Origin of the sequence: Bacillus sp. PAMC28748 (genome assembly GCF_014250415.1) — a bacterium.
Lineage (GTDB): Bacteria > Bacillota > Bacilli > Bacillales > Bacillaceae > Bacillus > Bacillus licheniformis.
The window spans coordinates 3,217,705-3,240,939 of record NZ_CP060192.1 but is presented as its reverse complement, the minus strand read 5'-3'; the positions used below and the strand labels follow the sequence as shown (position 1 = coordinate 3,240,939).

Sequence of the window (23,235 nt, the reverse complement as noted above, 5' to 3'; positions counted from 1 at the left end):
GAGGGTAGCATCACTGACTCAGAAGGAGTGAACCAGCAATGAAAAAAAAGAAAAAGAGTCCCATTTTCAGGAGATTAAATTATTTCTCCCCTATTGAACGCCATTCCAATCAACACAGCCAAACCACTTATGAAGACCGGGATTGGGAAGATGTATACAGAAATAGATGGCAGCATGATAAAGTGGTTCGCTCTACCCATGGGGTGAACTGTACAGGATCCTGCAGCTGGAATATCTACGTCAAAAACGGGATCGTCACATGGGAAGGGCAGCGGCTTGATTACCCTTCGACAGGCCCTGATATGCCGGACTTTGAACCGCGCGGCTGTCCGCGGGGAGCCAGCTTTTCCTGGTATATATACAGCCCGCTCCGCGTGAAATACCCGTATGTACGCGGTGTGCTGATCCAGATGTGGCGCGAGGCGCTAAACAGCAGCAAAAATCCGCTTGAAGCATGGAAATCAATTGTCGAAAACCCTGAAAAAGCGAAAGCCTATAAACAGGCGCGCGGAAAAGGCGGATTTGTCCGCGCCGAATGGAGCGAAGTCCTGAAGCTGATTTCGGCTTCCCTTCTGTATACCATTGCCAAATACGGCCCTGACCGCAATGTCGGCTTTTCGCCGATTCCAGCCATGTCGATGCTCAGCCATGCAGCAGGATCACGCTTTATGTCCCTGATCGGCGGGCCGATGCTGAGCTTCTATGACTGGTATGCCGACCTCCCTCCTGCTTCACCGCAAATTTGGGGAGATCAAACCGACGTTCCGGAAAGCAGCGACTGGTACAATTCTGGCTACATCATGACATGGGGCTCTAATGTCCCGCTTACCAGAACGCCTGACGCTCACTTTTTAGCCGAAGCCCGCTATAAAGGAGCAAAAGTGATTTCGATCAGCCCGGACTTTGCCGAGTCCTCAAAGTTTTCCGATGATTGGCTGAGCATCAAACAAGGCACGGACGGCGCACTGGCCATGGCGATGGGCCACGTTATTCTGCAAGACTTTTATGTCAACCAGAAAACGGAACGTTTTATTGATTATGCAAAACAATATACCGATTTCCCGTTTTTGGTGACTTTGAAAGAGGAAAACGGAACGTTCACAGCAGGCCGCTTCCTCCATGCTAAAGATATCGGGCGCGCGACAGAGCACGATGAGTGGAAGCCTGCCGTTTGGGACGAAGACACAGATGGATTTGCGATTCCGCAGGGCACGATGGGCTCCCGCTGGGACGGCAAAGGAAAATGGAACCTGCGCATGGTTGATGAGGATTCAGAAAAACCGATCACACCTCGGCTTTCCATGCTTGGATACGAAGATATGATCGGCACGGTCAACATCCCGTATTTCTCACATGACGGCAATAAAGTGCTTGAAAGACCGCTTCCGATCAAAAAAGTCATCTTGAACGGCGAGGAAGTCTTTGTTTCCACCGTTTTCGACCTGACTCTCGCCAACTATGGCGTCAACCGCGGAATCGGCGGACAGACGCCGGCATCATTTGATGATCCTGAACCGTTTACACCGGCTTGGCAAGAGCCGATTACTGGCATTAAAAGTGAAATGGTGATCAAGATCGCGAGGGAATTCGCGCAAAATGCGATTGACACAGAGGGCCGCTCGATGATCATTGTCGGCGCCGGAATTAACCATTGGTTCAATTCAGACACCATTTACAGAGCTGTACTGAACCTTGTGCTTCTCGTCGGAGCCCAAGGAGTTAACGGAGGAGGCTGGGCTCACTATGTCGGCCAGGAAAAACTCCGGCCGGCCGAAGGATGGCAGACGATCGCGATGGCCAAGGACTGGGGAGGCCCTGCCAAACTGCAAAACGGCACATCATTTTTCTACTTCGCCACCGACCAGTGGCGCTATGAAGATCAGGAAATCAGCGGGCTCGCTTCACCAATCGCAAAAACATCGCGCTACAAGCACCATGCCGATTACAATGTGCTGGCGGCGAGACTCGGCTGGCTTCCATCGTATCCGACGTTTGAGAAAAACGGCATCGACTTGTATAAAGAAGCAGAAAAAGCGGGCGCTGAGAACGCTCAGCAAGTCGGAATCTATATTGCCAGACAGCTCGAGGAGAAAAAGCTCAAGTTTTCGATTGAAGATCCTGACAATGAAAAGAACTTCCCGAGAAATCTATTTGTCTGGAGAGCCAATTTAATCTCAAGCTCCGGCAAAGGCCATGAATATTTTCTGAAACACTTGCTCGGCACGACAAACGGACTGATGAACGATGATCAGGACAGCATCCGTCCGGAAGAAATCACTTGGCGTGACAAAGCGCCTGAAGGCAAACTCGATTTACTGATCAATCTCGATTTCCGGATGGCGGGAACAGCCCTTTATTCAGACATCGTGCTCCCTGCGGCCACCTGGTACGAAAAACACGATCTCAGCAGCACGGATATGCATCCGTTCATCCACCCGTTTAATCCGGCAATCAGCGCGCCGTGGGAAGCAAAGTCTGATTGGGATATTTTTAAAGCACTGGCAAAAGCGGTTTCCGATCTGGCTGAAGAAGTGGATATGGAACCTGTCAAAGAGGCTGTTGCGACTCCTCTTCTCCATGACACTCCACAAGAAATGGCGCAGCCGCTCGGGAAAATCAAAGATTGGAGCAAAGGCGACTGCCCTGCCGTACCAGGCAAAACAATGCCGCAAATTCACGTTGTGGAGCGGGATTATAAGCAGATTTTCAATAAGATGACATCGCTTGGGCCGAATGTTGTCAAACAGCCGTTTGGTACGAAAGGAATGAACTGGTCTGTTGAAGCGGAATATAATTCTCTCAAAAAAACGCTCGGCGTCGTAAAAGACGACACGATCGCCAAGGGCTGTCCCGACATCAGTGATGCTAGACAAGCTGCTGAAGCGGTATTGACTCTCTCTTCCACTTCAAACGGGAAAGTAGCCGTTAAAGCGTGGGAATCGCTTGAAAAAATTACGAATCTTGAGTTGAAAGATTTAGCTGAAGAACGGGAAGAGGAATGCTTCACATTTGAGCAAATTTCAGCTCAGCCGAAAACGGTGATCACCTCCCCTGCTTTCAGCGGTTCTGAAAAAGGCGGACGACGCTATTCTCCGTTTACGACAAACGTTGAAAAACTGATTCCGTGGAGAACGCTGACCGGCAGACAGTCTTTTTACCTTGATCATGAAATGATGACAGAATTCGGCGAAAACATGGCGACATTCAAGCCGATCCTGATCCACCGCCCTTTCTTGAACAAGCGTCCGGATCAGGAAGGAAAAGAAATCGTTTTAAACTACTTAACGCCGCATAATAAATGGTCGGTTCACAGCATGTATTTTGATTCCCTGCCGATGCTTACCCTTTTCAGAGGCGGGCCGACAGTCTGGATGAATAAAGACGATGCCGAAGAAACCGACATTCAGGACAACGACTGGATCGAGTGCTTCAACCGAAACGGTGTCGTCGTCGCACGGGCCGTGACATCACACCGGATTCCAAAGGGAATGGCGTTTATGCACCATGCCCAAGACAGACATATCAACGTGCCGGGAACAAAGCTGACGAATAACCGCGGAGGAACCCATAACAGCCCGACCCGCATCCATGTCAAGCCGACGCAGATGATCGGAGGCTACGGACAGCTCAGCTACGGATTCAACTACTACGGGCCGACAGGAAATCAGCGCGACCTCAATGTCGTGATCAGAAAATTGAAGGAGGTCGATTGGCTTGAAGATTAAAGCGCAAATCGGAATGGTAATGAACCTTGACAAATGCATCGGCTGCCATACATGCAGCGTCACATGCAAAAACACTTGGACAAACCGTTCCGGTGCAGAATATATGTACTTCAACAACGTCGAAACAAAACCGGGCATCGGCTACCCTAAACAATGGGAGAACCAGGATAAATACAAAGGCGGCTGGGAGCTGAAAAAAGGCAAGCTCCAGCTTAAATCAGGCGCCAAAGCAACGCGGCTCATGAATTTATTCTACAACCCGTATCAGCCGACGATCGATGACTACTATGAACCTTGGAACTATGATTATGAAACGCTGACAAACAGTCCGGAGAAAAAACATCAGCCTGTTGCAAGGCCGAAGTCTTCCATTACGGGAGACTTCATGAACCTTGAATGGGGTCCGAACTGGGAAGACGATCTTGCCGGCGGCCACATTACAGGCCTCCAAGATCCAAACGTCAAAAAAATGGAAGAATCCATCAAAACCGAATTTGAAGACGTCTTTATGATGTATCTGCCAAGGATATGCGAACACTGCATCAATCCTTCCTGCGTCTCCTCCTGTCCGTCGGGAGCGATGTACAAACGCGAAGAAGACGGCATCGTTCTCGTCGATCAAAATGCGTGCCGCTCATGGAGACACTGTGTATCATCATGTCCTTATAAAAAAGTGTATTTCAACTGGCAGACTAACAAGGCGGAAAAATGCACATTGTGCTTCCCTCGTCTTGAAGCAGGACTGCCGACAATCTGCTCTGAGACATGCGTCGGCAGAATCCGCTATCTCGGAGTCATGCTTTATGACGCAGATAAAGTCGAAGAAGCGGCTTCAGCCGAAAATGAAAAAGATTTGTATCACTCACAGCTGGAGATTTTCCTTGACCCGAATGATCCCGCTGTTGCAGAAGAAGCAAAAGCTCAAGGCATTCCGCTGGAGTGGATTGAAGCAGCGCAAAAATCTCCGATCTACAAAATGATCATCGATTGGAAAATCGCTCTGCCGCTGCATCCTGAATACCGGACATTGCCGATGGTATGGTATATTCCTCCGCTCAGTCCGATTATGAATATGTTTGAAGGAAAAGGAACAGCCCAATCAGCTGAAGATATCTTCCCTGCTATTGATGAAATGCGGATTCCGATCGAATATTTGGCCAATTTGCTGACTGCCGGTGATACACACCATATTAGAACGACATTAAAGAAAATGTCTGTGATGCGTATGCACATGCGGGCGACCCAAACGAACAAACAGATCGATTCATCTCTGATTCAAGATACCGGATTGACTGAAGAGCAGATTGAAGACATGTACCGTCTGCTTGCAATCGCCAAATACGATGACCGGTTCGTCATTCCTCAAACCCATCGGGAAGAAGTCGCGGATCTATACATGGAACAAGGAAGCTGCGGATTATCGTTTGCCGGAGGACCCGGCTCTTGCCAAAACATATAAACACTGGAGGGAAGCTTCATGGATGGAACAGACAAACAAACCGTTTTTGCCGCTCTTTCTTACCTCCTCTCCTACCCTGATGAAGAGTGGAGAAAAGAACGTTCCGAATGGCAGCAGATCATCGGCGAAATCGAGCATGAAGCGCTGAAAGGACATCTGCTTGCCTTCTTGGAAAGCGCGGCTTCCTATTCGTCTGAGGAATTGATTGAAACATACGTATATACGTTTGATTTCGGCAAAAAAACAAACCTTTATGTCACCTATTTCAACTCCGGCGAACAAAGGGAGCGCGGTATTGAATTGCTGCAGCTGAAAGATCTGTATCAGCAGTCCGGTTTTCAGCCGACAGATAAAGAGCTGCCGGATTATCTGCCGCTCATGCTTGAATTTGCCGCAGTTGCGGATCAAGAAAAAGCTGCTGCTGTTTTCCAAAAATACGCAGCAAACCTGGAAGAATTGAGATCGCAGCTTTCAGAGAATGAAAGCATCTATACACCGTTATTGGACGGATTAATGCTGATCTTAGAGGAAATTGGTGTTGAAAGGAATGTACAGCCATGATCGAACAAATACTGTGGGTCATCCTCCCCTACATTGTCATCACCATTTTTATCGGAGGGCATATATACCGCTATCAACATGATCAATTTGGCTGGACGGCCAAATCTAGCGAGATGCTCGAAAAGAAAAAACTTGCGCTTGGCAGCAGCCTTTTCCACTGGGGAATCTTTTTTGTCATCGGCGGACATGTGATGGGAATTTTAATTCCGGAAAGCCTTTATGAGGCGCTCGGCGTTTCAGAGCATATGTACCATAAGATCGCGATCGGCTTCGGACTGCCTGCAGGCATCGCCGCGCTGTCAGGGCTTCTCATATTGACCTACCGCCGATTCACGGACAAACGGATTCGAAAAACGAGCTCTGCCGGCGATTTAATCACCCTTGTCGCTTTGTTATTCGTGATGACCACTGGGCTTGCGGCAACCTTCTTAAACATCGATTCAAAAGGATTCGACTACAGGACAACAATCGGCCCGTGGTTTCGCAACATTTTCTTATTCAAGCCGGATGCCGGGCTTATGGCGAGCGTGCCCCTCTGGTTTAAGCTTCACATCATCATGGGCTACGTCATTTTCATCGTCTGGCCGTTCACTCGGCTCGTCCACGTATTCAGCATGCCGCTAAAATATTTGACAAGAAGCTATGTTGTTTACCGGAAACGGGCGCCCCGCAAAAGCATGTAAACATTTTCCCTAAAGCTAAAACGGCTTTAGGGATTTTTTTCTCCATAGGCAAGCTACCCATATTACCAATCAATCATACGATAAAGCAAACCATCAGAAAGGAGCGTTTTTATTGTATCCATACGATCCTTCACTATATGATCCGTATCGCCAGCAATTTCCGCCGGGGCCGCCTCCGGGAGCAGGAGGACAGCAGCAACAGCAGCTGCTCCCCCCGCCGCCGAGCCAATTTCCGCAAGACTCCGGCCCTTCGGTATTTGCCGTTGATCCTGGCGGAATCAGAAGATGCCTGTTCAGATACACGTTCATCCGCTTGAGAAACGGCAGCCGTTTTTGGTTCTACCCGGTTTTCGTCGGCCGTCGTTCGATTGCGGGCTACCGCTGGAGGCCGCGTCAATTCCGCTGGGTTTACTTCGGTATTGACCTGAACGAGATCACTTCTTTCAGCTGTCAGTAAAAATAAGAAAAAGGCGCCCCCAAGGACGCCTTTTTTAATATGGTTTATTTCGATTGCAATGTTTCCTTCTCGTCTTCCCAAGCCTCTGTATTTTTCAGACCTGGAATCGAGCTTGCCTTAAAGACGGGGTTCTTTCCTGCTTTGCGCTGTTCAGTATAGTCTTTCAGCACTTTCGCAGCAATTCCGGAAAGAAGCAGAATCGCAATCAGGTTAATGATCGCCATTAATCCCATAAATAAATCCGCCATGTCCCACACAAGCTGGAAACCGGATACAGATCCGAAGATCACCATTGCTACAACGGCTGTACGGTAAACAGCAAGCGCCGTCTTGCTCTTTTTAATAAATTCAATGTTCGTCTCACCATAATAGTAGTTTCCGACGATTGAACTGAAAGCGAACAGAAAAATCGCCACTGCGACAAATGCAGGCGCCCAGCTTCCAATGTGATGCTGCATGGCTGCTTGTGTAATTTGAATGCCGTCAAGCTCTTTGCCAGGCGTCAGATTGAACAGCAGGATCATAAAGGCTGTTGCACTGCAGATGACCATCGTATCAAAGAATACGCCAAGCGTTTGGATAAAGCCTTGCTTCGCGGGGTGAGAGACATTGGCAGTCGCTGCTGCGTTCGGCGCGCTTCCCATTCCGGCTTCGTTTGAAAACAAACCGCGCTTCGCACCGATAATAATGATGCTGCCGAGCGTACCCCCTGCAATCTGCTCGATCCCGAAAGCATCCTTCACAATCATCGCGAAAACGGCCGGTATTTGAGAAATATTCGTCAGCACGACAAATAAAGCAAGTCCAAGATAAATGATCGCCATGACCGGAACGATCAACTGCGAAACTGTCACAACGCGTTTCAATCCGCCGAAAATGATAAATCCGGTGATTGCAGCAAGGATGATGCCTACCACTGTTTTATCCAGGTTGAAAGCCCCTTGCATCGAACCGACGATCGTGTTGGCTTGAACCGCATTAAAAATCAAGCCGAATGTAATTGTAATTAAAACGGCAAAGATAATCCCCATCCATCTGGCGCCCAGCGCTTTTTCCATGTAATAAGCAGGGCCTCCTCTGAAATGATCGCCGTCTTTGACCTTGTAGACTTGAGCCAGCGTACTTTCCACAAAGCTTGAAGCCATTCCGACAAGCGCGACGACCCACATCCAAAAGACCGCTCCCGGTCCGCCTGTTGCAACAGCAAGCGCCACACCGGTCAGGTTACCCGTTCCGACACGGGAAGCGGCGGAAATAAAGAATGCCTGCAAAGACGAGACGCCTTTTCCTTTCTCCTCTTTTTGTCCGACGATACGAAACATCTCGAAGAAATAGCGGAATTGAACGAATTTCAATTTAAACGTAAAGAACAGGCCTATTCCTATTAATATATAGACTAAATAAGTCCAAATAAAACCGCTCGGGACATTGATGATTTCGCTTAAAATTTCTTCCATAGCACCCTCCTGAAACAAACGAATTTTGTTTTGATGTTAAGTTTTCTAACATGATAGGATTATATCATAATAATGACGCAAGCAAAACTAGATAGAATTTTCTGTTTTTTAATCGTAAAGGCTGATGGCATCATCATTACTTTAGACCCAATGCTCATTATAGCAGAGTATTATCTTTATTCATACATAAAAATGCGCTTTCATTTCAAATGCGCTGCGAAAAATCTAATGTTGTCAATAATTATTTGCAAACTGTCACAAAATAATCATCTTTTATTATATAATAAAATATGCTAAGATGATGAGATACTAAGGGGATGAGATCAAATGAAAAAGACATTGTTTCTGCAACTGTCCATATTCTTTTTAGTCATTGCGAGCCTTCATTCGTTCTCAATGCCCCAGATGCCGGCAAATCACCATGCGCAAAAAGCCGCTGTTTCAGGAGACGAACTCCATGAACTGACAGTCGGAAAATATGGTGAAGAAAAGGCGAAATCATTATGGAATTCACTCGGTTTCGGAGCTGAATCCGTCCTTCTCTTAATCTTAGCTGCCGCTTCCGGTCAAGCGTTCATGATGAACAGGCGGAAAGAGCATCTGAAGGCATTTATGCTCGCGGTGTTCTATCACTCTTCTTATTTCGATAAAGCGCATGTTTTAAAACCATAACCATACAAAAAAAGCGGGAGGTTTTAACATGTTATTTATCATAAGAATGGTGATTATTGGACTATTTTCATTGACAGCAATCAATCTGTTTGTTTTTCAAGGAATTGAATTCATGCACGCGATTACCGATCTTTTCAATCGCCAGGACAGCTGAATTTGAAGCGATTTGAAAAAGCTAGACAATAAAATTTCATGAAGCAGTTTGTTTGGCATGAATCCGGCATTGTGCGGGTTCATGCCTTTTCATTTGGTCTTCATCCGTTTAGCGATGACTGAATCGCTGTTTTATAGCAGAACATCCCTTTTATAGTTTTACATACAGTTCTTCCTCCCTCTTTCAAAAACTATTAAATTTTTTCGAAAAATTTTAAACATATTTTCAACAAATGCCGCGGCTTTACTTCAAATCTACAAATATAAGATATAATATTCCTGTACCAATTAAATACCAATTACTTATAGAAAGAAGATGTTTATATGAGTAAAGTATCTGGAAAAATTGCTTTTGTTACTGGCGGCGGTCAAGGAATTGGAGAAGCAATCTGCAAACGATTGGCAGAGGACGGATTCGCAGTTGCAGTTGCCGATTATAATGTAGAAACTGCAACACAAGTTGCTGAGGACATCAATAAGCTTAACGGCAAAGCAATTGCGGTTAAAGTGGATGTTGCTGATCGCGATGATGTTTTTAAAGCTGTCGATGAAACAGTAAAACGTCTTGGCGGTCTTGATGTGGTGATTAATAATGCGGGTCTTGGACCAACCACCCCTATTGAAAGCATTACATATGAAGATTATCGGAAAGTCTATGATGTTAACGTTGGCGGTACTTATTGGGGAATACAAGCAGCTGTAAAAGCCTTTAAAGAACTTGGACACGGCGGGAAAATCATTAATGCATCTTCTCAAGCCGGCCAAGTCGGCAACCCGGGCTTAGCGGTTTACGGAGGAACAAAGTTCGCTGTTCGCGGGATTACCCAAACTGCGGCAAAAGATCTAGCTGAATTAGGTATTACTGTAAACGCCTTTTGTCCGGGTATCGTTAAAACTCCTATGATGATGGGGATTGCACAGCAAACCGCTGATGAAGCAGGCAAGCCGTTTGAATGGGGCATGGAACAATTCGCTAAAAATATTGCATTAAAACGCTTATCCGAGCCGGAAGATGTAGCAGCATGCGTTTCTTACCTTGCAGGGCCAGATTCAGATTATATGACTGGTCAAGCTCTTATCATTGATGGCGGAATGGTATTTAATTAATTTTAAAATTATATTCTATATGGAGGGAGGAGTTTTCCCCTCCATATTTAGTATTGAATAATCAGCTATATAGCATGGCTTAAAACCGTGTAATACGAAACGGCCACGGCGTCCAACCACGCCTTGATTTATGGTTCACGTTTAAAAAACAAAGAACGCAGGCCGTTGGTTCCTCCCCCATCGGCAAATCGTGGCGTCCATGAATTTCGAATCGCATCAATACTTAGCGTTTACTGCCAAATTGTCATTCTAAACGCCCTTCTTCTTGAAGTTTTCCCAATTTTTTATGATTGCCCAGGTCCCTTTATCTGTTGAAGGACGGCTCCATCATTTAGGATATAACGAAGCGGGACAATTGAGCGGAAATGATACAAACAAGAGGCTAATTTTAATTAAAAAAAGGCCGAAGTGAGCAACTTCGCCCTCAAGCAAGGCGCCGTGAGGAAATCCATATGTTTACGATCTTTTGAACCCCTGTTTCAAAATGCACTAGTGCGAGGATTTCCCCTGCGATAAGCGGCACCCAAGATATCTTCTTTGAATTCTACTCCAAGCCTCCATAGGTTTTATTTACGCGCTTTTTCCGTCAACTCGTTTATTTTCTCCATTTTTTTCGATTTCCTCTAAACTGCGACCTCGAGTTTCAGGGACGCGTGTCCGGATAAATACAACTCCAAGCAAACAAATCACACCGAAGATTGCAAACACAGCTTCTTGAGACATCGAAGCGGTCATAACAGGAAATAGCAATCCAACCAAGAAAGAACCAATCCAGTTAAATGATGAAGCTAAACCAGACGCACGCCCGCGAATTACCAGCGGGAAAATTTCTCCAACTATGACCCAAGTTAAAGGAGCCCATGTGAATGAATAAAGTGCTACATAGATACTCAAAAAGACAACCATCATCATCGGATTCGCATTAGGAATTAATATATTCAATATTGCCGGCAAAATAAAGGACAGCCCCATTATTGTTCCGCCTACTGTTAATAAAGTACGGCGATTAAATTTATCAGCAATCACTAAGAATATTAATGAACCTAGCACGAGAATAACTCCTTGAATAATCGGCCACATCAAAGCTGAACTTGCTGCATTTCCTGTTGCTTTTTCTACAATTAAAGGAATGTAATAAAAAATTGCGTTTGCACCCTGGAATTGTTGAAAAGCAGCAACACCCACACCAGCAATTAATAAAAAACGATATTTATTGCTTAAGAGGGTAGCCCATGATGCATTTTGATTTGCCTTCGCTTCTTCTCTGGCAGTTTCTTGAATTTGCGTTATTTCAGAATCAATCTCTCCTTTGTTAGAGCGAATATAGCTCAACACCTTGCGAGCTTCATCAAGTTTATTGTTCTTTATTAAAAAACGTGGTGATTCGGGTAATTTTAGCATTCCAACATATAAGATCAAAGCAGGTACAGCAGCCAAACCAAGCATCAACCGCCACGCCATTGTTTCCGGCAAATCTTTCAATAGAAAATCAACAATGTAAGAAAGCAACATTCCAGAACAAATCATTGTTTGATTAATTCCTGACAGCCGTCCACGTAAACGTGCAGGCGCCATTTCCGACATATAGGCTGGGACCAATGCAGAAGCGGCACCAACGGCCAATCCCAATAAAACCCGAGAAACAATCAAAAATAGTATCCCATTATGAGGTGCTATTCCTGACAAAATGGATCCAACAACAAAAATGATAGCGGAAATTAAAATCATTTTGCGCCGTCCCAAACGATCAGAAAGTTGTCCGGCAAGGGCGCCTCCAAAAATAGCGCCTAACATTACCGAAGAGGTAATCCATCCAATAACCCCGGCGTTGTCTTGAAGGTTCCAATCATTTTGCAGAAAAGGCAAAGCACCCGTCATAACGCCGATATCATAACCGAAAAGAATGCCCGCAAAAGCCCCAAAAAAGTAAATGAAGCCACTTGAGATTTTCTTTTCATTAACCATTAAAGTTTCCTCCTCAAGGTTGAAATTAAATTGTGTAAAAATCCACTGCAAAAATATTGAAGGCTTTTTAAGAAATAATAAAAGCGCTTTCAAGCCGCAAATACATGCCAGGATATTATTTGGTGGGATTTCTCCCTAAATCTCATGGTTTTATTCGCCTATTTTTAAACGCTTTCAATTTTTACTGAATGTCGCGATAACGCTTACAAAATCATAAATATTTTGAAAACTGATGCCTATTTTCACCTCCAAGGAAGCAGCACCTCCTCGGAGGTTAGAGGCATTACTTAATCACTACATATTCCAAGTCAACGAGCTTTGCATAAGTGATCATTTGGTCTGTTGTTAAATTCAATGAAACAACTGTATGGTGGCCGCCGCCATTCTCAAGCCATGCTTTCACTCCATCTTGGAAGTTAGGCTTCACTTCCCAAAGCACCCGTGCAACTGGAAGGTTTGGTGCTGGAACAGTTGGTTCAAATGCAGAAACTTCGTTAATCAACAATTTGTAGTGCGTACCAAAGTCTGCCATTGAAACAACCACGCCATCTCCTGCTTTTCCGTCGAACACTAGGCGTGCCGGGTCTTCACGATCACCAATACCTAATGGAGAGACGATAATTTTTGGTTTATTGCTTGCTAAAGATGGGTCAACTTCAAGCATATGCGATTGAAGAATTGATTCTTGACCGGCAGCCAATTCATATGTGTAATCTTCCATAAAACCAGTTGATTGGTTACGGCTCATCACTTTGAGCAAGCGGTCGAGCGCTGCAGTTTTCCAATCTCCTTCACCGGCAAAGCCATATCCTTGCGCCATCAAACGTTGGACGGCAAGACCCGGAAGCTGTTTCATTCCATATAAATCTTCAAAGTTAGTTGTGAAAGCATTGTAACCACCATCATCAAGGAAACGTTTAATAGCGATTTCATAGCTTGCTTGTACTTTTACACTCTTCTCCCAATCTTCCCGACTGTAAGTGCCATAATCAAATTCATAAAGGTCTGCGTATTCTGCAAACAAACGATTAATCTCTTCATCTGTAACCGCATTCACGTATTGAACAAGATCACCGATGCCAAAGTAATCAACTGTCCAGCCAAATTGAATTTGCGCTTCAATCTTATCCCCTTCAGTAACAGCAACGTTACGCATGTTGTCACCAAACCGAGCGACCTTGATGTTGAAGCTTTCGTTATAAGCAACCGCTACGTCCATCCATTCTGCAATTTGCTGTTGCACTTCAGGTCGCTCCCAATAACCTACGACAACTTTATTTTGTTTTTTCAAACGGGCATTGATAAAACCGTATTCACGGTCGCCATGAGCAGATTGGTTGAGGTTCATAAAGTCCATGTCAATCGTTGGCCATGGAATACTTTCATTAAATTGTGTCGCTAAATGAAGTAATGGTTTTTGCAATAATTTTGTTCCGCGAATCCACATTTTCGCAGGCGAGAAAGTATGCATCCAAGTGATAACACCGGCGACTTCGTCACGATAATTTACTTCTTTCATGATGCTAGTGATTTTATCTGCATTAACAGCCAAATCTTGCAATACAAGCGGATATGGCAAAACAGCGCTTTCATTTAATGCATCGGTCATGGCTTGCGCGTGCGCTCTGACTTCCGCTAACGTTTCTTCCCCATAAAGATGCTGTGAACCTACGACAAACCAAAATTCTTTTTTCCCTGTTGTTAACATAATAACCCTCTTTTCTTAAATTGATGGGATAATTGATAGTTTGATAGAATTGACATTACTTTTGACCATAATAAGCATTTTTACCGTGTTTTCGTAAGTAATGTTTATCTAAAATACGTTGTGGTAATTCTTTTGCAAAAAGATTTAATTCTCTTGTAAATAAATTCATTTTCGCAACTTCCTCCAACACCACACTATTCAATACGGCTGATTTTACATCTTTGCCCCAAGTAAATGGACCATGACCGTGAAGTAAGACACCGGGAACAGCTAAAATATCTAACCCTCGCTCCTCAAATGTTTCGATAATCACATGACCTGTTTCTGCTTCGTAACCGCGATCAATCTCCTCTTGTGTCAAGTAACGGGCACATGGTACGGAACCATAGAATGTGTCTGCATGAGTGGTCCCCATCGCTGGAACATCAAGGCCTGCTTGAGCCCAGATTGTCGCCCAAGTTGAATGAGTGTGTACAATTCCTCCAATTTCAGGGTAGCGCTTATAAAGCACTGCGTGAGTCGCTGTATCTGATGAAGGCCTCAGCTCTCCTTCAACAACATTGCCATCTAAATCAACAACCACCATATCACTAGCTTTCATCGTTTCATAATCAACACCGCTCGGTTTGATAACGAATAGACCTGTTTCACGGTCAATGGCACTTGCATTTCCCCATGTGTATTTCACGAGTCCGTATTTAGGCAGGTCCAAATTCGCTTGTAATACTTCTTCTTTCAGTTGTTCTAGCACGTCAATCCCTCCATTAAATCAAATGGTCTACAGCGGCCTGCTCAATCATTAAACCTTTTTTGTACCGTTCGATAAATGCTTCAAATCCTTCTACATCTAATTGATCAGGGTAAATTTCCTGCCCGGCATCCTCTTCAAAGACTTTTTTGTCGAGGAAGTCTTCTAAGCTCTCTTCTTGACCTTTGTTCATCATGTAAGAAGCAAGAATAGCCATTCCCCACGCACCGCCTTCTCCGGCTGTTTCCATAACTGATACCGGCGTATTCATTGCAGCTGCAACAATTTTTTGTCCGACAAGAGGGGTTTTGAATAAACCGCCGTGAGCTAAAATGCTATCGATTTCAATTTTTTCCTCTTTGGTCAAAATATCCATTCCGATTTTCAAAGCAGCAAAGGCTGTAAAAAGGTGTGTCCGCATGAAGTTTGCTAAATTGAAACGACTCTCTGGTGAGCGGACAAATAATGGCCGGCCTTTTTCTAATCCCGTAATATTTTCACCGGAGAAATAGCCGTAGCTTAGCAAACCGCCGCCATCTGAGTCAGCTTCCAAAGCTTTATTTAACATCACTTCGAATAATTTATTCGTTTCAATCTTTTGTCCCATTGCTTCAAAAAATTCACGAAACAATCCTAGCCAAGCATTAATATCGCTTGAGCAGTTATTCGCATGAACCATTCCAACCGGACTGCCGTTTGGCGTTGTGACCAAATCAATTTCTGGATATACTTTTGAAAGTTCTTTTTCTAATACAATCATGGCAAAAACTGAAGTTCCCACCGAAATGTTTCCAGTGCGTTTCCTCACACTATTCGTAGCAACCATTCCTGTTCCAGCATCGCCTTCCGGTGGACAAATTGGAATGCCTGGTTGTAAATTTTTTGACTGATCCAGAATTTTTGCACCAATTTCGGTTAATTCACCAGCCTGCTCGCCTGAAATATAAACTTTAGGAAGAATATCCTTCAGCTTCCAAGGGTAGCCTTTGTTCGAAATCAGTTCATCAAACTGCTTGACCATCGATTCATTGTAATTTTGCGTTGATTCATCAATCGGGAACATGCCCGAAGCATCTCCAATGCCAATTGCTTTATTACCAGTCAGTAACCAGTGAATGTACCCGGCTAAGGTGGTGATATAGTCAATGCGAGGCAAATGCTTCTCTTCATTTAATATCGCTTGATAAAGGTGAGCAATACTCCACCGTTCGGGGATATTGAATTGAAATTGATCAGTTAATTCTTTTGCTGCAGCACCGGTTGTTGAGTTACGCCAAGTTCGAAACGGAACAAGCAGCTCCCCTGTTTTGTCAAAAGCCATATACCCATGCATCATTGCAGAAATTCCAATAGAACCGATTTTGCGAATGGTGATGCCATAATTTCGTTCAACTTCATTCTTCATTTCACTATAAGCTGTTTGCAATCCAGTGATAATATCTACCAAGTTGTACGTCCAAAATCCATCTTCCAAGAGGTTTTCCCACTCATAGCTTCCAGATGCGATTGTTTCAAAACTGCTATCAATCAACACTGCTTTAATACGTGTGGATCCGAATTCAATTCCAAGTGATGTTTCTCCCTCAGTTATGGCTTGCTTGATGTTTACTCGATTCGCTTTCACGTAATCCCCCCTCTGATAGCGATTTCATTATAATTCGAAAGAAGGCATTTTCCTTTCCGCTTAACTTTATTACAACCTTAGTATATTTTTTGTACGTACATATGTCAATCTAGAATATAATATGTTCATATAAATATCACAACGATATTTTCTGTTATTTTTCTCTTAATGTTTATAATAAAAGGTATTTGAATAACATAAAACCTAAAGAAAATTTTTATAATTGCTAGTTAATTTTCACGAAAATAAGGCGGAATCTTTTAATTCATTGTAAGCCATGATAAAATATGTCCACACAAATCATTCAATTAAAAAAATTAGAATGCGAACAACTACGAAAGAAGTGAGTGAAATGAAACCAAAGTATAAGGTCATCATTAATGACATAAAAAGTAAAATACTTTCAGGAGTTTACAGAGCGGGAGACCAAATTCCTACTGAATCCGCCATACAGGAAGAGTACAAAGTCAGCCGCCACACTGTTCGAAAAGCCATTTTAGAACTATCGAACGAAGGATTCTTAAGAAGTGAAAAAGGGTCTGGCACTTATGTTAGTAACCAGTATCAATCAAAAGCCGGCGGGAATTCCAATAACAAAATAATCGGTGTAATCACGACCTACATTTCTGATTACATTTTCCCCTCCATTATTCGTGGAATTGAAGGGAGATTGAATGAGGCTAATTATTCGCTACTATTAGCTAGTACAAATAATGATGTCGAACAAGAAAAAAAAGCTTTGGAAATGATGCTGTCATTTGGCGTAGATGGTTTAATTGTTGAACCTACGAAAAGCAATCTGTACAATCCCAATATTGCCTACTACCTATCGTTTAAGGAACAGGATATTCCTTTCATCATGATCAATGCTTATTATGAAGAATTAGATGTTCCTTTTCTTTGTCTCGATGACGTGCAGTCAAGCTATCTCGCAACAAAAGAATTAATATCAAAAGGACATACACAAATTGGTCTCATTTCAAAAATGGATGATTTACAAGGAAAGTATCGAATGAAGGGGTATATAAAAGCGCTTGGTGAAGCCAAATTACGATTTTACCCGGAGCATGTGCTTTCGTACAATACAGAGACGAAGCTGGACCTATACACAGACCTGAAGAAGTTTCTAAATGAAAAAAGAGACGTGTTGACTGCAATCGTCTGCTACAACGACGAAGTAGGGCTGGAAGTAGCAAATGTATGCAGACAACTTAATATTTCTATCCCGGACAAATTGTCAATTATTGGTCAGGACAATTCGTATATCGCCAAAAATGCGAATATCAAACTAACAACATTGACCCATCCTCAAGAACAAATGGGACACGATGCAGCTGATTGGGTCATTAAAAAATTACAAGGAAAGAAGGATTTACCAAACGAAACCTACTATCAACCTGTGTTAGTTGAAGGAGAAACCGTAAAAGAGTTAGAAATACAATAATCATAGCGTGATCAAGAAAAACCCAGTCCATGTTCACTAAAGGCGCGAACACGGACTGGGTTGTTTTACTCTGGTATCAATTAAGCAAAGAAATGTTGAATCAGAAAAACGGGCGAAAATCTCACCGAAGAGAAAAAATCAGTCTCTGATATATTAGATGCTGTATAATTGTGTCACAAGAAAGTAACATCGTGCTGTTTAAGGTTTATCCGGCATGCTCTTTTTCTGAGCATTGAAACGGCTTGATAGACATGTGGTGACGCCCCTAGATATTGAATGATCAACGGCGTGCTGTTCGATTTCACTCCAGCTCATGTTTGCTGATCCATACATCCGTTACTTCCCCTGCTTCATCTTCGTCGATGATGAAAGAACCGTTGCTGTACCGGTCATGAAGCTTGATTTCTTTGACAAGCATCTCCTCTGTGATGCCTTTTTCGGTTTGAAGCGTGATTTGATCATGATATGAACATGCGAGCAGGCCGGCAATGCGGTGAGGTTTTTTCTTCAGTTCCCTCAGCATGAGAACCCCTCGTTTCGCCCTTGACGTTTTTTCAAATTCGCTGCGGTTCATCCGCTTAATAGATCCGCGCTGGGTCACGAGCACAAGCACGTCTTTTTCCTCTAAAACCTGTCCGCTGGCGACAAAGTCGCCGTCTTTCAAATTGACGCCCTTGACACCGGCCGCCCTTGCGCCGACGACGCTGACTTCATCTTCTGTGAACCACAGACCGTAGCCGGAATGTGTCGCAATAAACAAATCTTTCGTTCCGTCCGTTACATGAACATCGACCACTTCATCGTCGCCTTTTAAATTAAGGGCAACCAGTGCTTTTGAATAGCGCTGTGCTTTATACTGCATCAGCTGAGTTCTTTTCGCCATTCCGTTTTTCGTAAAGAACAGCAGGTATTCAGATTCGGTAAACTCTCTGACAGGAATCGCCTTGACGATGGACTCATCGCTGTCAATCGATATGATATTCGTTATATGCTGACCTAAATCTTTCCATCTGATATCAGGGAGCTGGTGAACTGGACAATAGACATAGCTCCCTTTATTTGTGAACAAGAGCAGAACGTCTGTCGTATTCATTTCCAGCTGACAGAGCAGACGGTCGGTATCTTTCATGCCGAAGTCCTGGCCGTTTGATGCGGCGAAAGACCGCTGGCTCGTTCGTTTAATATAACCGTCTTTCGTTACGGTCACATAAACGTCTTCCGACGCCACCATCACTTCAAGGTTGATTTTAATTTCTTCGATTTTTTCTTCGATGACAGAGCGCCTTTGACTGGCATAGGTTTTTTTCACCTTTTTCAAGCTGTCTTTGATCACTTTCAAAAGTTTCTTATCATTGGAAAGGATCTCTTCCAGCTCTTTGATCTTCTGGTCCAGTTCTTTTGCTTCTTCCTGGAGAGCCGTAATATCTGTGTTTGTCAGCCTGTACAGCTGCAAGGAAACGATCGCTTCAGCCTGCGGCTCAGTAAATGCGAACTTTTCGATCAGATTGTTTTTGGCATCGCGCTTGTCATTGGAGGAGCGGATCGTCGCAATGACCTCATCCAAAATGGACAGTGCCTTCATTAAGCCTTCTACGATATGATGCCTTTCCTTCGCTTTTTTCAGCTCATACTGAGAACGGTTGGTGATGACTTCTTTTTGGTGGCCGATATAAGCGTCCAAAATCGATGTGAGATTCATCAGCATCGGTCTTCTGTTATGGATGGCGACCATGTTAAAGTTGTAAGGAATCTGCAAATCCGTGTTTTTGTATAAGAAATTTAAAATGCCTTGTGCATCCGCTTCTTTTTTCAGCTCAATCACGATTCTGAGGCCTGTCCGGTCGGTCTCGTCACGGACTTCTGAAATCCCTTCGACCTTCCGTTCAATCCTGAATTCGTCCATTTTTTTCACTAAATTCGCTTTGTTGACTTCAAACGGAATTTCAGTAATGACAATTTGCTGGCGGCCGCCTCTGATTGTTTCGATCTCGGCTTTGCCCCTGATGATGATTTTTCCTTTTCCGGTTTCATAGGCTTTTTTTATGCCTTCTTTCCCCTGGATGATTCCTCCGGTCGGAAAGTCCGGACCTTTTACGAACTCCATGAGGTCATCCACGCTGCAGTTCGGCGAGTCGATCCGCTTAATCACGGCATCGATCACTTCCCCGAGATGATGCGGCGGAATGTCAGTCGCATACCCGGCGGAAATCCCTGTCGATCCGTTGACAAGCAGGTTCGGGAACATTGCCGGAAGGACGACAGGCTCTTTGCTCGTATCATCAAAGTTTGGTACAAACTCGACCGTTTTTTTGTCAATATCCCGCAATAGCTCTGACGCGATCGCCGCGAGCCTTGCTTCTGTATAACGCATCGCAGCCGGCGGATCACCGTCGATGCTTCCGTTGTTTCCGTGCATTTCAATCAGCACGTTGCGAACCTTCCAGTCCTGGCTCATCCGCACCATCGCTTCGTAGACCGAGCTGTCTCCGTGAGGATGATAGTTTCCGATTACATTACCGACCGTTTTTGCGGCCTTGCGGAAATTCTTATCGTATGTGTTCCCTTCCGCATGCATGGCGTATAAGATTCTTCTTTGAACAGGCTTCAGGCCGTCGCGCGCATCAGGGAGCGCCCGGTCCTGAATAATATATTTGCTGTATCGGCCGAAACGGTCGCCGATCACGTCTTCCAATGGTAAATCATGATAAATCTCTGGCTGTGCCATTTATTTAAACCTCCTCAGCGACCGATAAATTCTCGTTTTCCAAAATGTTGCTTTCTTCATCAAGTCCGAAAGCGACGTTTTTCTCAATCCATTTTCTCCTCGGCTCAACTTTGTCGCCCATCAATGTCGTTACGCGCCGTTCCACCCGGGCCGCGTCATCGATTTTAACCCTGACAAGTGTTCTTGACTCGGGGTTCATTGTCGTTTCCCAAAGCTGGTCAGCGTTCATTTCGCCGAGACCTTTATAGCGCTGGATCGTATATCCTTTTCCGACTTTTTTGAGGACGTCGTCCATTTCCTCATCAGACCAGGCATATTCAATGATTTCTTTTTTGCCCGACCCTTTGCTCACTTTATAGAGCGGCGGCAGTGCGATAAACACTTTTCCGTGCTCGATCAGCGGCTTCATATAGCGGTAGAAAAAAGTCAGGAGCAGCACTTGGATATGCGCGCCGTCTGTATCCGCATCTGTCATGATAATGACTTTGTCGTAATTGATGTCCTCAATGTCAAAATCGGCGCCGACCCCTCCGCCGATCGCGTGAATGATCGTATTGATCTCTTCATTTTTAAAAATATCGGCCAGCTTCGCTTTTTCCGTATTGATAACTTTTCCGCGGAGCGGCAGGACAGCCTGGAATTTCCGGTCTCGTCCCTGCTTTGCTGATCCTCCCGCAGAATCACCCTCCACGAGATACAATTCGTTCTTGGATGGATTCCTTGATTGTGCAGGCGTCAGCTTCCCGGAGAGCGTCGCTTCGGATTTCTTTCTTTTCTTTCCGCTTCTTGCCTCTTCTCTTGCTTTTCTCGCAGCCTCTCTCGCCTGGGAGGCTTTAATCGCTTTTTTGACAAGCAATGTTGCCGTTTCCCTGTTTTCTTCAAGAAAATAGGCGAGCTGCTCAGAGACGATTGCATCAACGGCTGACCGTGCTTCACTTGTGCCGAGCTTTCCTTTTGTCTGTCCTTCAAATTGAAGAAGCTCTTCGGGAATCCGGACGGAAACGATGGCTGACAGGCCTTCCCTGATATCCGTTCCTTCAAGGTTTTTGTCCTTTTCTTTTAAAAGGGCCACCTTTCTCGCATACTCGTTGAATGCTCTCGTCATCGCCGTTTTGGCACCGGACTCATGGGTTCCTCCATCTTTCGTTCTGACATTATTGACGAACGACAGGATGTTTTCGGAATAGCCGTCATTAAACTGAAACGCGAAGTCAACCTCGATGCCGTTGTGCTCTCCTTCAAATGAGACCACTTCAGAAAGCGCGTCTTTCTCCTCATTTAAATAAGCGACAAAAGCTTCGATTCCGTTTTCGTATAAAAACGTTTCTTTTGTTTGATCGCGTTCATCGATCAATTCTATTTTTAGTCCTTTTAACAAAAAGGCTGATTCTCTCAGACGCTCTGAAAGCGTTTCAAAGTTAAACGTCGTCGTGCTGAACATCGCAGGATCAGGCTTGAAATGAATCAGGGTGCCGGTCTTTTTGGTCGTTCCGATTTTATCAAGGGATGTCACCGGTTTGCCGCCGTTTTCAAAACGCTGCCTGTAAACATTTCCGTCCCGCTCAATCGTGACTGTCAGCCACTCGGACAGGGCGTTTACAACGGATGCACCGACGCCGTGCAGCCCCCCGCTCGTTTTATAGCCGCCTTGGCCGAACTTTCCTCCGGCATGCAGCACTGTCAAAATAATTTCTGGAGTCGGCTTGCCGAGCTTATGCATTCCTGTTGGCATTCCCCGGCCTCTGTCTTGCACCGATATGCTGTTATCTTTATGTATTTTTACTATAATATGATCCCCATGGCCCGCAAGGACTTCATCGACGGAATTATCGACGATTTCATATACGAGATGGTGCAGTCCCCGGCTGTCTGTCGAACCGATGTACATACCGGGGCGTTTTCTGACCGCTTCAAGGCCTTCGAGCACCTGTATGGAATCATCATTATAGTCAACTTGCTGTTTTTTAACCAAATGCATAAACCCCTTTCAAAAATCAAACATTGCTTATAAAGAATAATACACACTCTGTCATATAAAGCAAAGTATTATCCGATTATTTTCCAATTTCTTCAAGCATTGTCGGAAACATGTTAAAATGAAAGCCGCTTTTTGCACAGCCGTCATTTTACACGATTCATCACCCGCAGCACAAGGCTTTCCACATCGCAATTGGAAAATCATTCTTAAAAAAACTGTCCAAGACTTATTGTAGCCGTTTTTCACAGCAATTCGCAAACATATTCTCGCATAAAAAAGACAAAAACCCTTGAAAAAACAAGGATTTTTTGTCTTTTTTATGCCGATTTTGTTAACGAGTGTGCCACTTTTATGCACAAATCCATAATCACCGTATAGCCTTTTTCGCTCAGAAGCTGATAAGCTTCTTCATTGACAAGCCCCTGCTGCGCCCAAAACACATCTGCGTCTATCTCCAGGAATTCCTTTGCGACATCAGGCAGATGCTCGGATCTTCTGAACACATTGACGATATCAACGTGTCCTTCAATGTCTTTTAAGGATGCCACAGCCTTGACGCCCAGCGCCTCATCAATGGTCGGATTGACAGGGATGATGTCATATCCCGCGTCCTGCATCGCTTTTGATACCATGTACGATGTTCTTTCAGGGTTGTCGGACAAGCCGACTACCGCAATTCGTCTGCTGTTTTCAAGAATGGTTTTGATTTCCTGTTTAGAAGGATTTTCCACACCGATCACTCCTTTTAAGTTCAGTTTACACGAAAACA

17 protein-coding genes are annotated in these 23,235 nt (G+C 44.4%); 9 read left to right on the top strand and 8 right to left on the bottom strand.

Annotated features, from left to right (window positions below; genetic code table 11):
* The first annotated feature begins 38 nt into the window (after window positions 1-38).
* The 5 genes from H7F26_RS16685 to H7F26_RS16665 all read left to right on the top strand — a co-directional run bounded on the left by H7F26_RS16685 (window position 39) and on the right by H7F26_RS16665 (window position 6,885).
* A complete protein-coding gene (locus H7F26_RS16685; RefSeq protein WP_003182313.1) occupies window positions 39-3,725 on the top strand; it encodes a nitrate reductase subunit alpha in 3,687 nt (1,228 codons plus the stop codon).
* Window positions 3,715-5,184 carry a nitrate reductase subunit beta gene (gene narH / locus H7F26_RS16680; RefSeq protein ID WP_003182311.1) on the top strand — a complete coding sequence of 490 codons (1,470 nt, stop codon included), beginning with the start codon at window positions 3,715-3,717 and terminating at the stop codon, window positions 5,182-5,184. Before H7F26_RS16685 ends, narH begins: the two co-directional genes overlap by 11 nt.
* A gap of 18 nt (window positions 5,185-5,202) precedes the next feature.
* The gene (gene narJ, locus H7F26_RS16675) at window positions 5,203-5,745 is read left to right on the top strand and encodes a nitrate reductase molybdenum cofactor assembly chaperone (RefSeq protein WP_003182309.1); all 543 of its coding nucleotides are present in this window, start codon (window positions 5,203-5,205) and stop codon (window positions 5,743-5,745) included.
* Window positions 5,742-6,428 carry a respiratory nitrate reductase subunit gamma gene (gene narI, locus H7F26_RS16670; RefSeq protein ID WP_003182307.1) on the top strand — a complete coding sequence of 229 codons (687 nt, stop codon included), beginning with the start codon at window positions 5,742-5,744 and terminating at the stop codon, window positions 6,426-6,428. The genes narJ and narI overlap by 4 nt, the downstream gene beginning before the upstream one ends.
* Window positions 6,429-6,540: 112 nt before the next feature.
* Complete coding sequence (locus H7F26_RS16665; protein WP_003182304.1) at window positions 6,541-6,885, top strand: hypothetical protein; 345 nt, start codon at window positions 6,541-6,543, stop codon at window positions 6,883-6,885.
* Between the two features lie 44 nt (window positions 6,886-6,929).
* On the opposite strand, the gene H7F26_RS16660 is transcribed toward H7F26_RS16665, so the two are convergent.
* Entirely contained in the window at window positions 6,930-8,342 is a 1,413-nt protein-coding gene (locus H7F26_RS16660) for an alanine/glycine:cation symporter family protein (RefSeq protein WP_003182301.1), read from the bottom strand.
* 327 nt (window positions 8,343-8,669) lie between these two features.
* Here H7F26_RS16660 and H7F26_RS16655 point away from each other — a divergent pair, with 327 nt between their 5' ends.
* From H7F26_RS16655 to H7F26_RS16650, 3 genes are all read left to right on the top strand, one after another.
* On the top strand, window positions 8,670-9,014 hold the full coding sequence (locus H7F26_RS16655; protein WP_003182299.1) for a hypothetical protein: 345 nt from the start codon (window positions 8,670-8,672) through the stop codon (window positions 9,012-9,014).
* Window positions 9,015-9,042: 28 nt separating this feature from the next.
* Window positions 9,043-9,168 carry a hypothetical protein gene (locus tag H7F26_RS22065; RefSeq protein WP_003182297.1) on the top strand — a complete coding sequence of 42 codons (126 nt, stop codon included), beginning with the start codon at window positions 9,043-9,045 and terminating at the stop codon, window positions 9,166-9,168.
* 323 nt (window positions 9,169-9,491) lie between these two features.
* Complete coding sequence (locus H7F26_RS16650; protein ID WP_003182295.1) at window positions 9,492-10,274, top strand: (S)-acetoin forming diacetyl reductase; 783 nt, start codon at window positions 9,492-9,494, stop codon at window positions 10,272-10,274.
* Window positions 10,275-10,844: 570 nt separating this feature from the next.
* On the opposite strand, the gene H7F26_RS16645 is transcribed toward H7F26_RS16650, so the two are convergent.
* The 4 genes from H7F26_RS16645 to H7F26_RS16630 form a co-directional block, all read right to left on the bottom strand.
* Window positions 10,845-12,239, bottom strand: a complete 1,395-nt coding sequence (locus H7F26_RS16645; RefSeq protein ID WP_003182294.1) for a sugar porter family MFS transporter — start codon at window positions 12,237-12,239, stop codon at window positions 10,845-10,847.
* Window positions 12,240-12,522: 283 nt separating this feature from the next.
* Window positions 12,523-13,947 carry an L-arabinose isomerase gene (gene araA / locus H7F26_RS16640; RefSeq protein ID WP_003182293.1) on the bottom strand — a complete coding sequence of 475 codons (1,425 nt, stop codon included), beginning with the start codon at window positions 13,945-13,947 and terminating at the stop codon, window positions 12,523-12,525.
* Between the two features lie 55 nt (window positions 13,948-14,002).
* Window positions 14,003-14,698 (bottom strand): L-ribulose-5-phosphate 4-epimerase, encoded by a 696-nt coding sequence (locus tag H7F26_RS16635; protein ID WP_003182291.1) that lies wholly within the window; start codon window positions 14,696-14,698, stop codon window positions 14,003-14,005.
* 13 nt (window positions 14,699-14,711) lie between these two features.
* The gene (locus H7F26_RS16630) at window positions 14,712-16,319 is read right to left on the bottom strand and encodes a xylulokinase (RefSeq protein ID WP_003182288.1); all 1,608 of its coding nucleotides are present in this window, start codon (window positions 16,317-16,319) and stop codon (window positions 14,712-14,714) included.
* A gap of 352 nt (window positions 16,320-16,671) precedes the next feature.
* Between H7F26_RS16630 and H7F26_RS16625 the strand changes: the two genes are divergently transcribed.
* Window positions 16,672-17,763, top strand: a complete 1,092-nt coding sequence (locus H7F26_RS16625; protein ID WP_009328197.1) for a GntR family transcriptional regulator — start codon at window positions 16,672-16,674, stop codon at window positions 17,761-17,763.
* A gap of 301 nt (window positions 17,764-18,064) precedes the next feature.
* Here H7F26_RS16625 and parC read toward each other — a convergent pair whose 3' ends face one another.
* From parC to H7F26_RS16610, 3 genes are all read right to left on the bottom strand, one after another.
* A complete protein-coding gene (gene parC / locus H7F26_RS16620; RefSeq protein ID WP_003182284.1) occupies window positions 18,065-20,488 on the bottom strand; it encodes a DNA topoisomerase IV subunit A in 2,424 nt (807 codons plus the stop codon).
* A 4-nt stretch (window positions 20,489-20,492) separates the two neighbouring features.
* The gene (parE, locus tag H7F26_RS16615; RefSeq protein WP_003182282.1) at window positions 20,493-22,460 is read right to left on the bottom strand and encodes a DNA topoisomerase IV subunit B; all 1,968 of its coding nucleotides are present in this window, start codon (window positions 22,458-22,460) and stop codon (window positions 20,493-20,495) included.
* 323 nt (window positions 22,461-22,783) lie between these two features.
* A complete protein-coding gene (locus tag H7F26_RS16610; protein ID WP_003182280.1) occupies window positions 22,784-23,197 on the bottom strand; it encodes a CoA-binding protein in 414 nt (137 codons plus the stop codon).
* Window positions 23,198-23,235: the final 38 nt, after the last annotated feature.

Bases quoted from the DNA above. Each gene is read 5' to 3' on its own strand.
- narI (WP_003182307.1), top strand. From the start codon at position 5,742: ATGATCGAACAAATACTGTGGGTCATCCTCCCCTACATTGTCATCACC.
- H7F26_RS22065 (WP_003182297.1), top strand. From the start codon at position 9,043: ATGTTATTTATCATAAGAATGGTGATTATTGGACTATTTTCATTGACA.
- H7F26_RS16650 (WP_003182295.1), top strand. From the start codon at position 9,492: ATGAGTAAAGTATCTGGAAAAATTGCTTTTGTTACTGGCGGCGGTCAA.
- H7F26_RS16660 (WP_003182301.1), bottom strand. From the start codon at position 8,342: ATGGAAGAAATTTTAAGCGAAATCATCAATGTCCCGAGCGGTTTTATT.
- parC (WP_003182284.1), bottom strand. From the start codon at position 20,488: ATGGCACAGCCAGAGATTTATCATGATTTACCATTGGAAGACGTGATC.
- H7F26_RS16625 (WP_009328197.1), top strand. From the start codon at position 16,672: ATGAAACCAAAGTATAAGGTCATCATTAATGACATAAAAAGTAAAATA.
- araA (WP_003182293.1), bottom strand. From the start codon at position 13,947: ATGTTAACAACAGGGAAAAAAGAATTTTGGTTTGTCGTAGGTTCACAG.
- H7F26_RS16685 (WP_003182313.1), top strand. From the start codon at position 39: ATGAAAAAAAAGAAAAAGAGTCCCATTTTCAGGAGATTAAATTATTTC.
- H7F26_RS16655 (WP_003182299.1), top strand. From the start codon at position 8,670: ATGAAAAAGACATTGTTTCTGCAACTGTCCATATTCTTTTTAGTCATT.
- H7F26_RS16645 (WP_003182294.1), bottom strand. From the start codon at position 12,239: ATGGTTAATGAAAAGAAAATCTCAAGTGGCTTCATTTACTTTTTTGGG.
- narJ (WP_003182309.1), top strand. From the start codon at position 5,203: ATGGATGGAACAGACAAACAAACCGTTTTTGCCGCTCTTTCTTACCTC.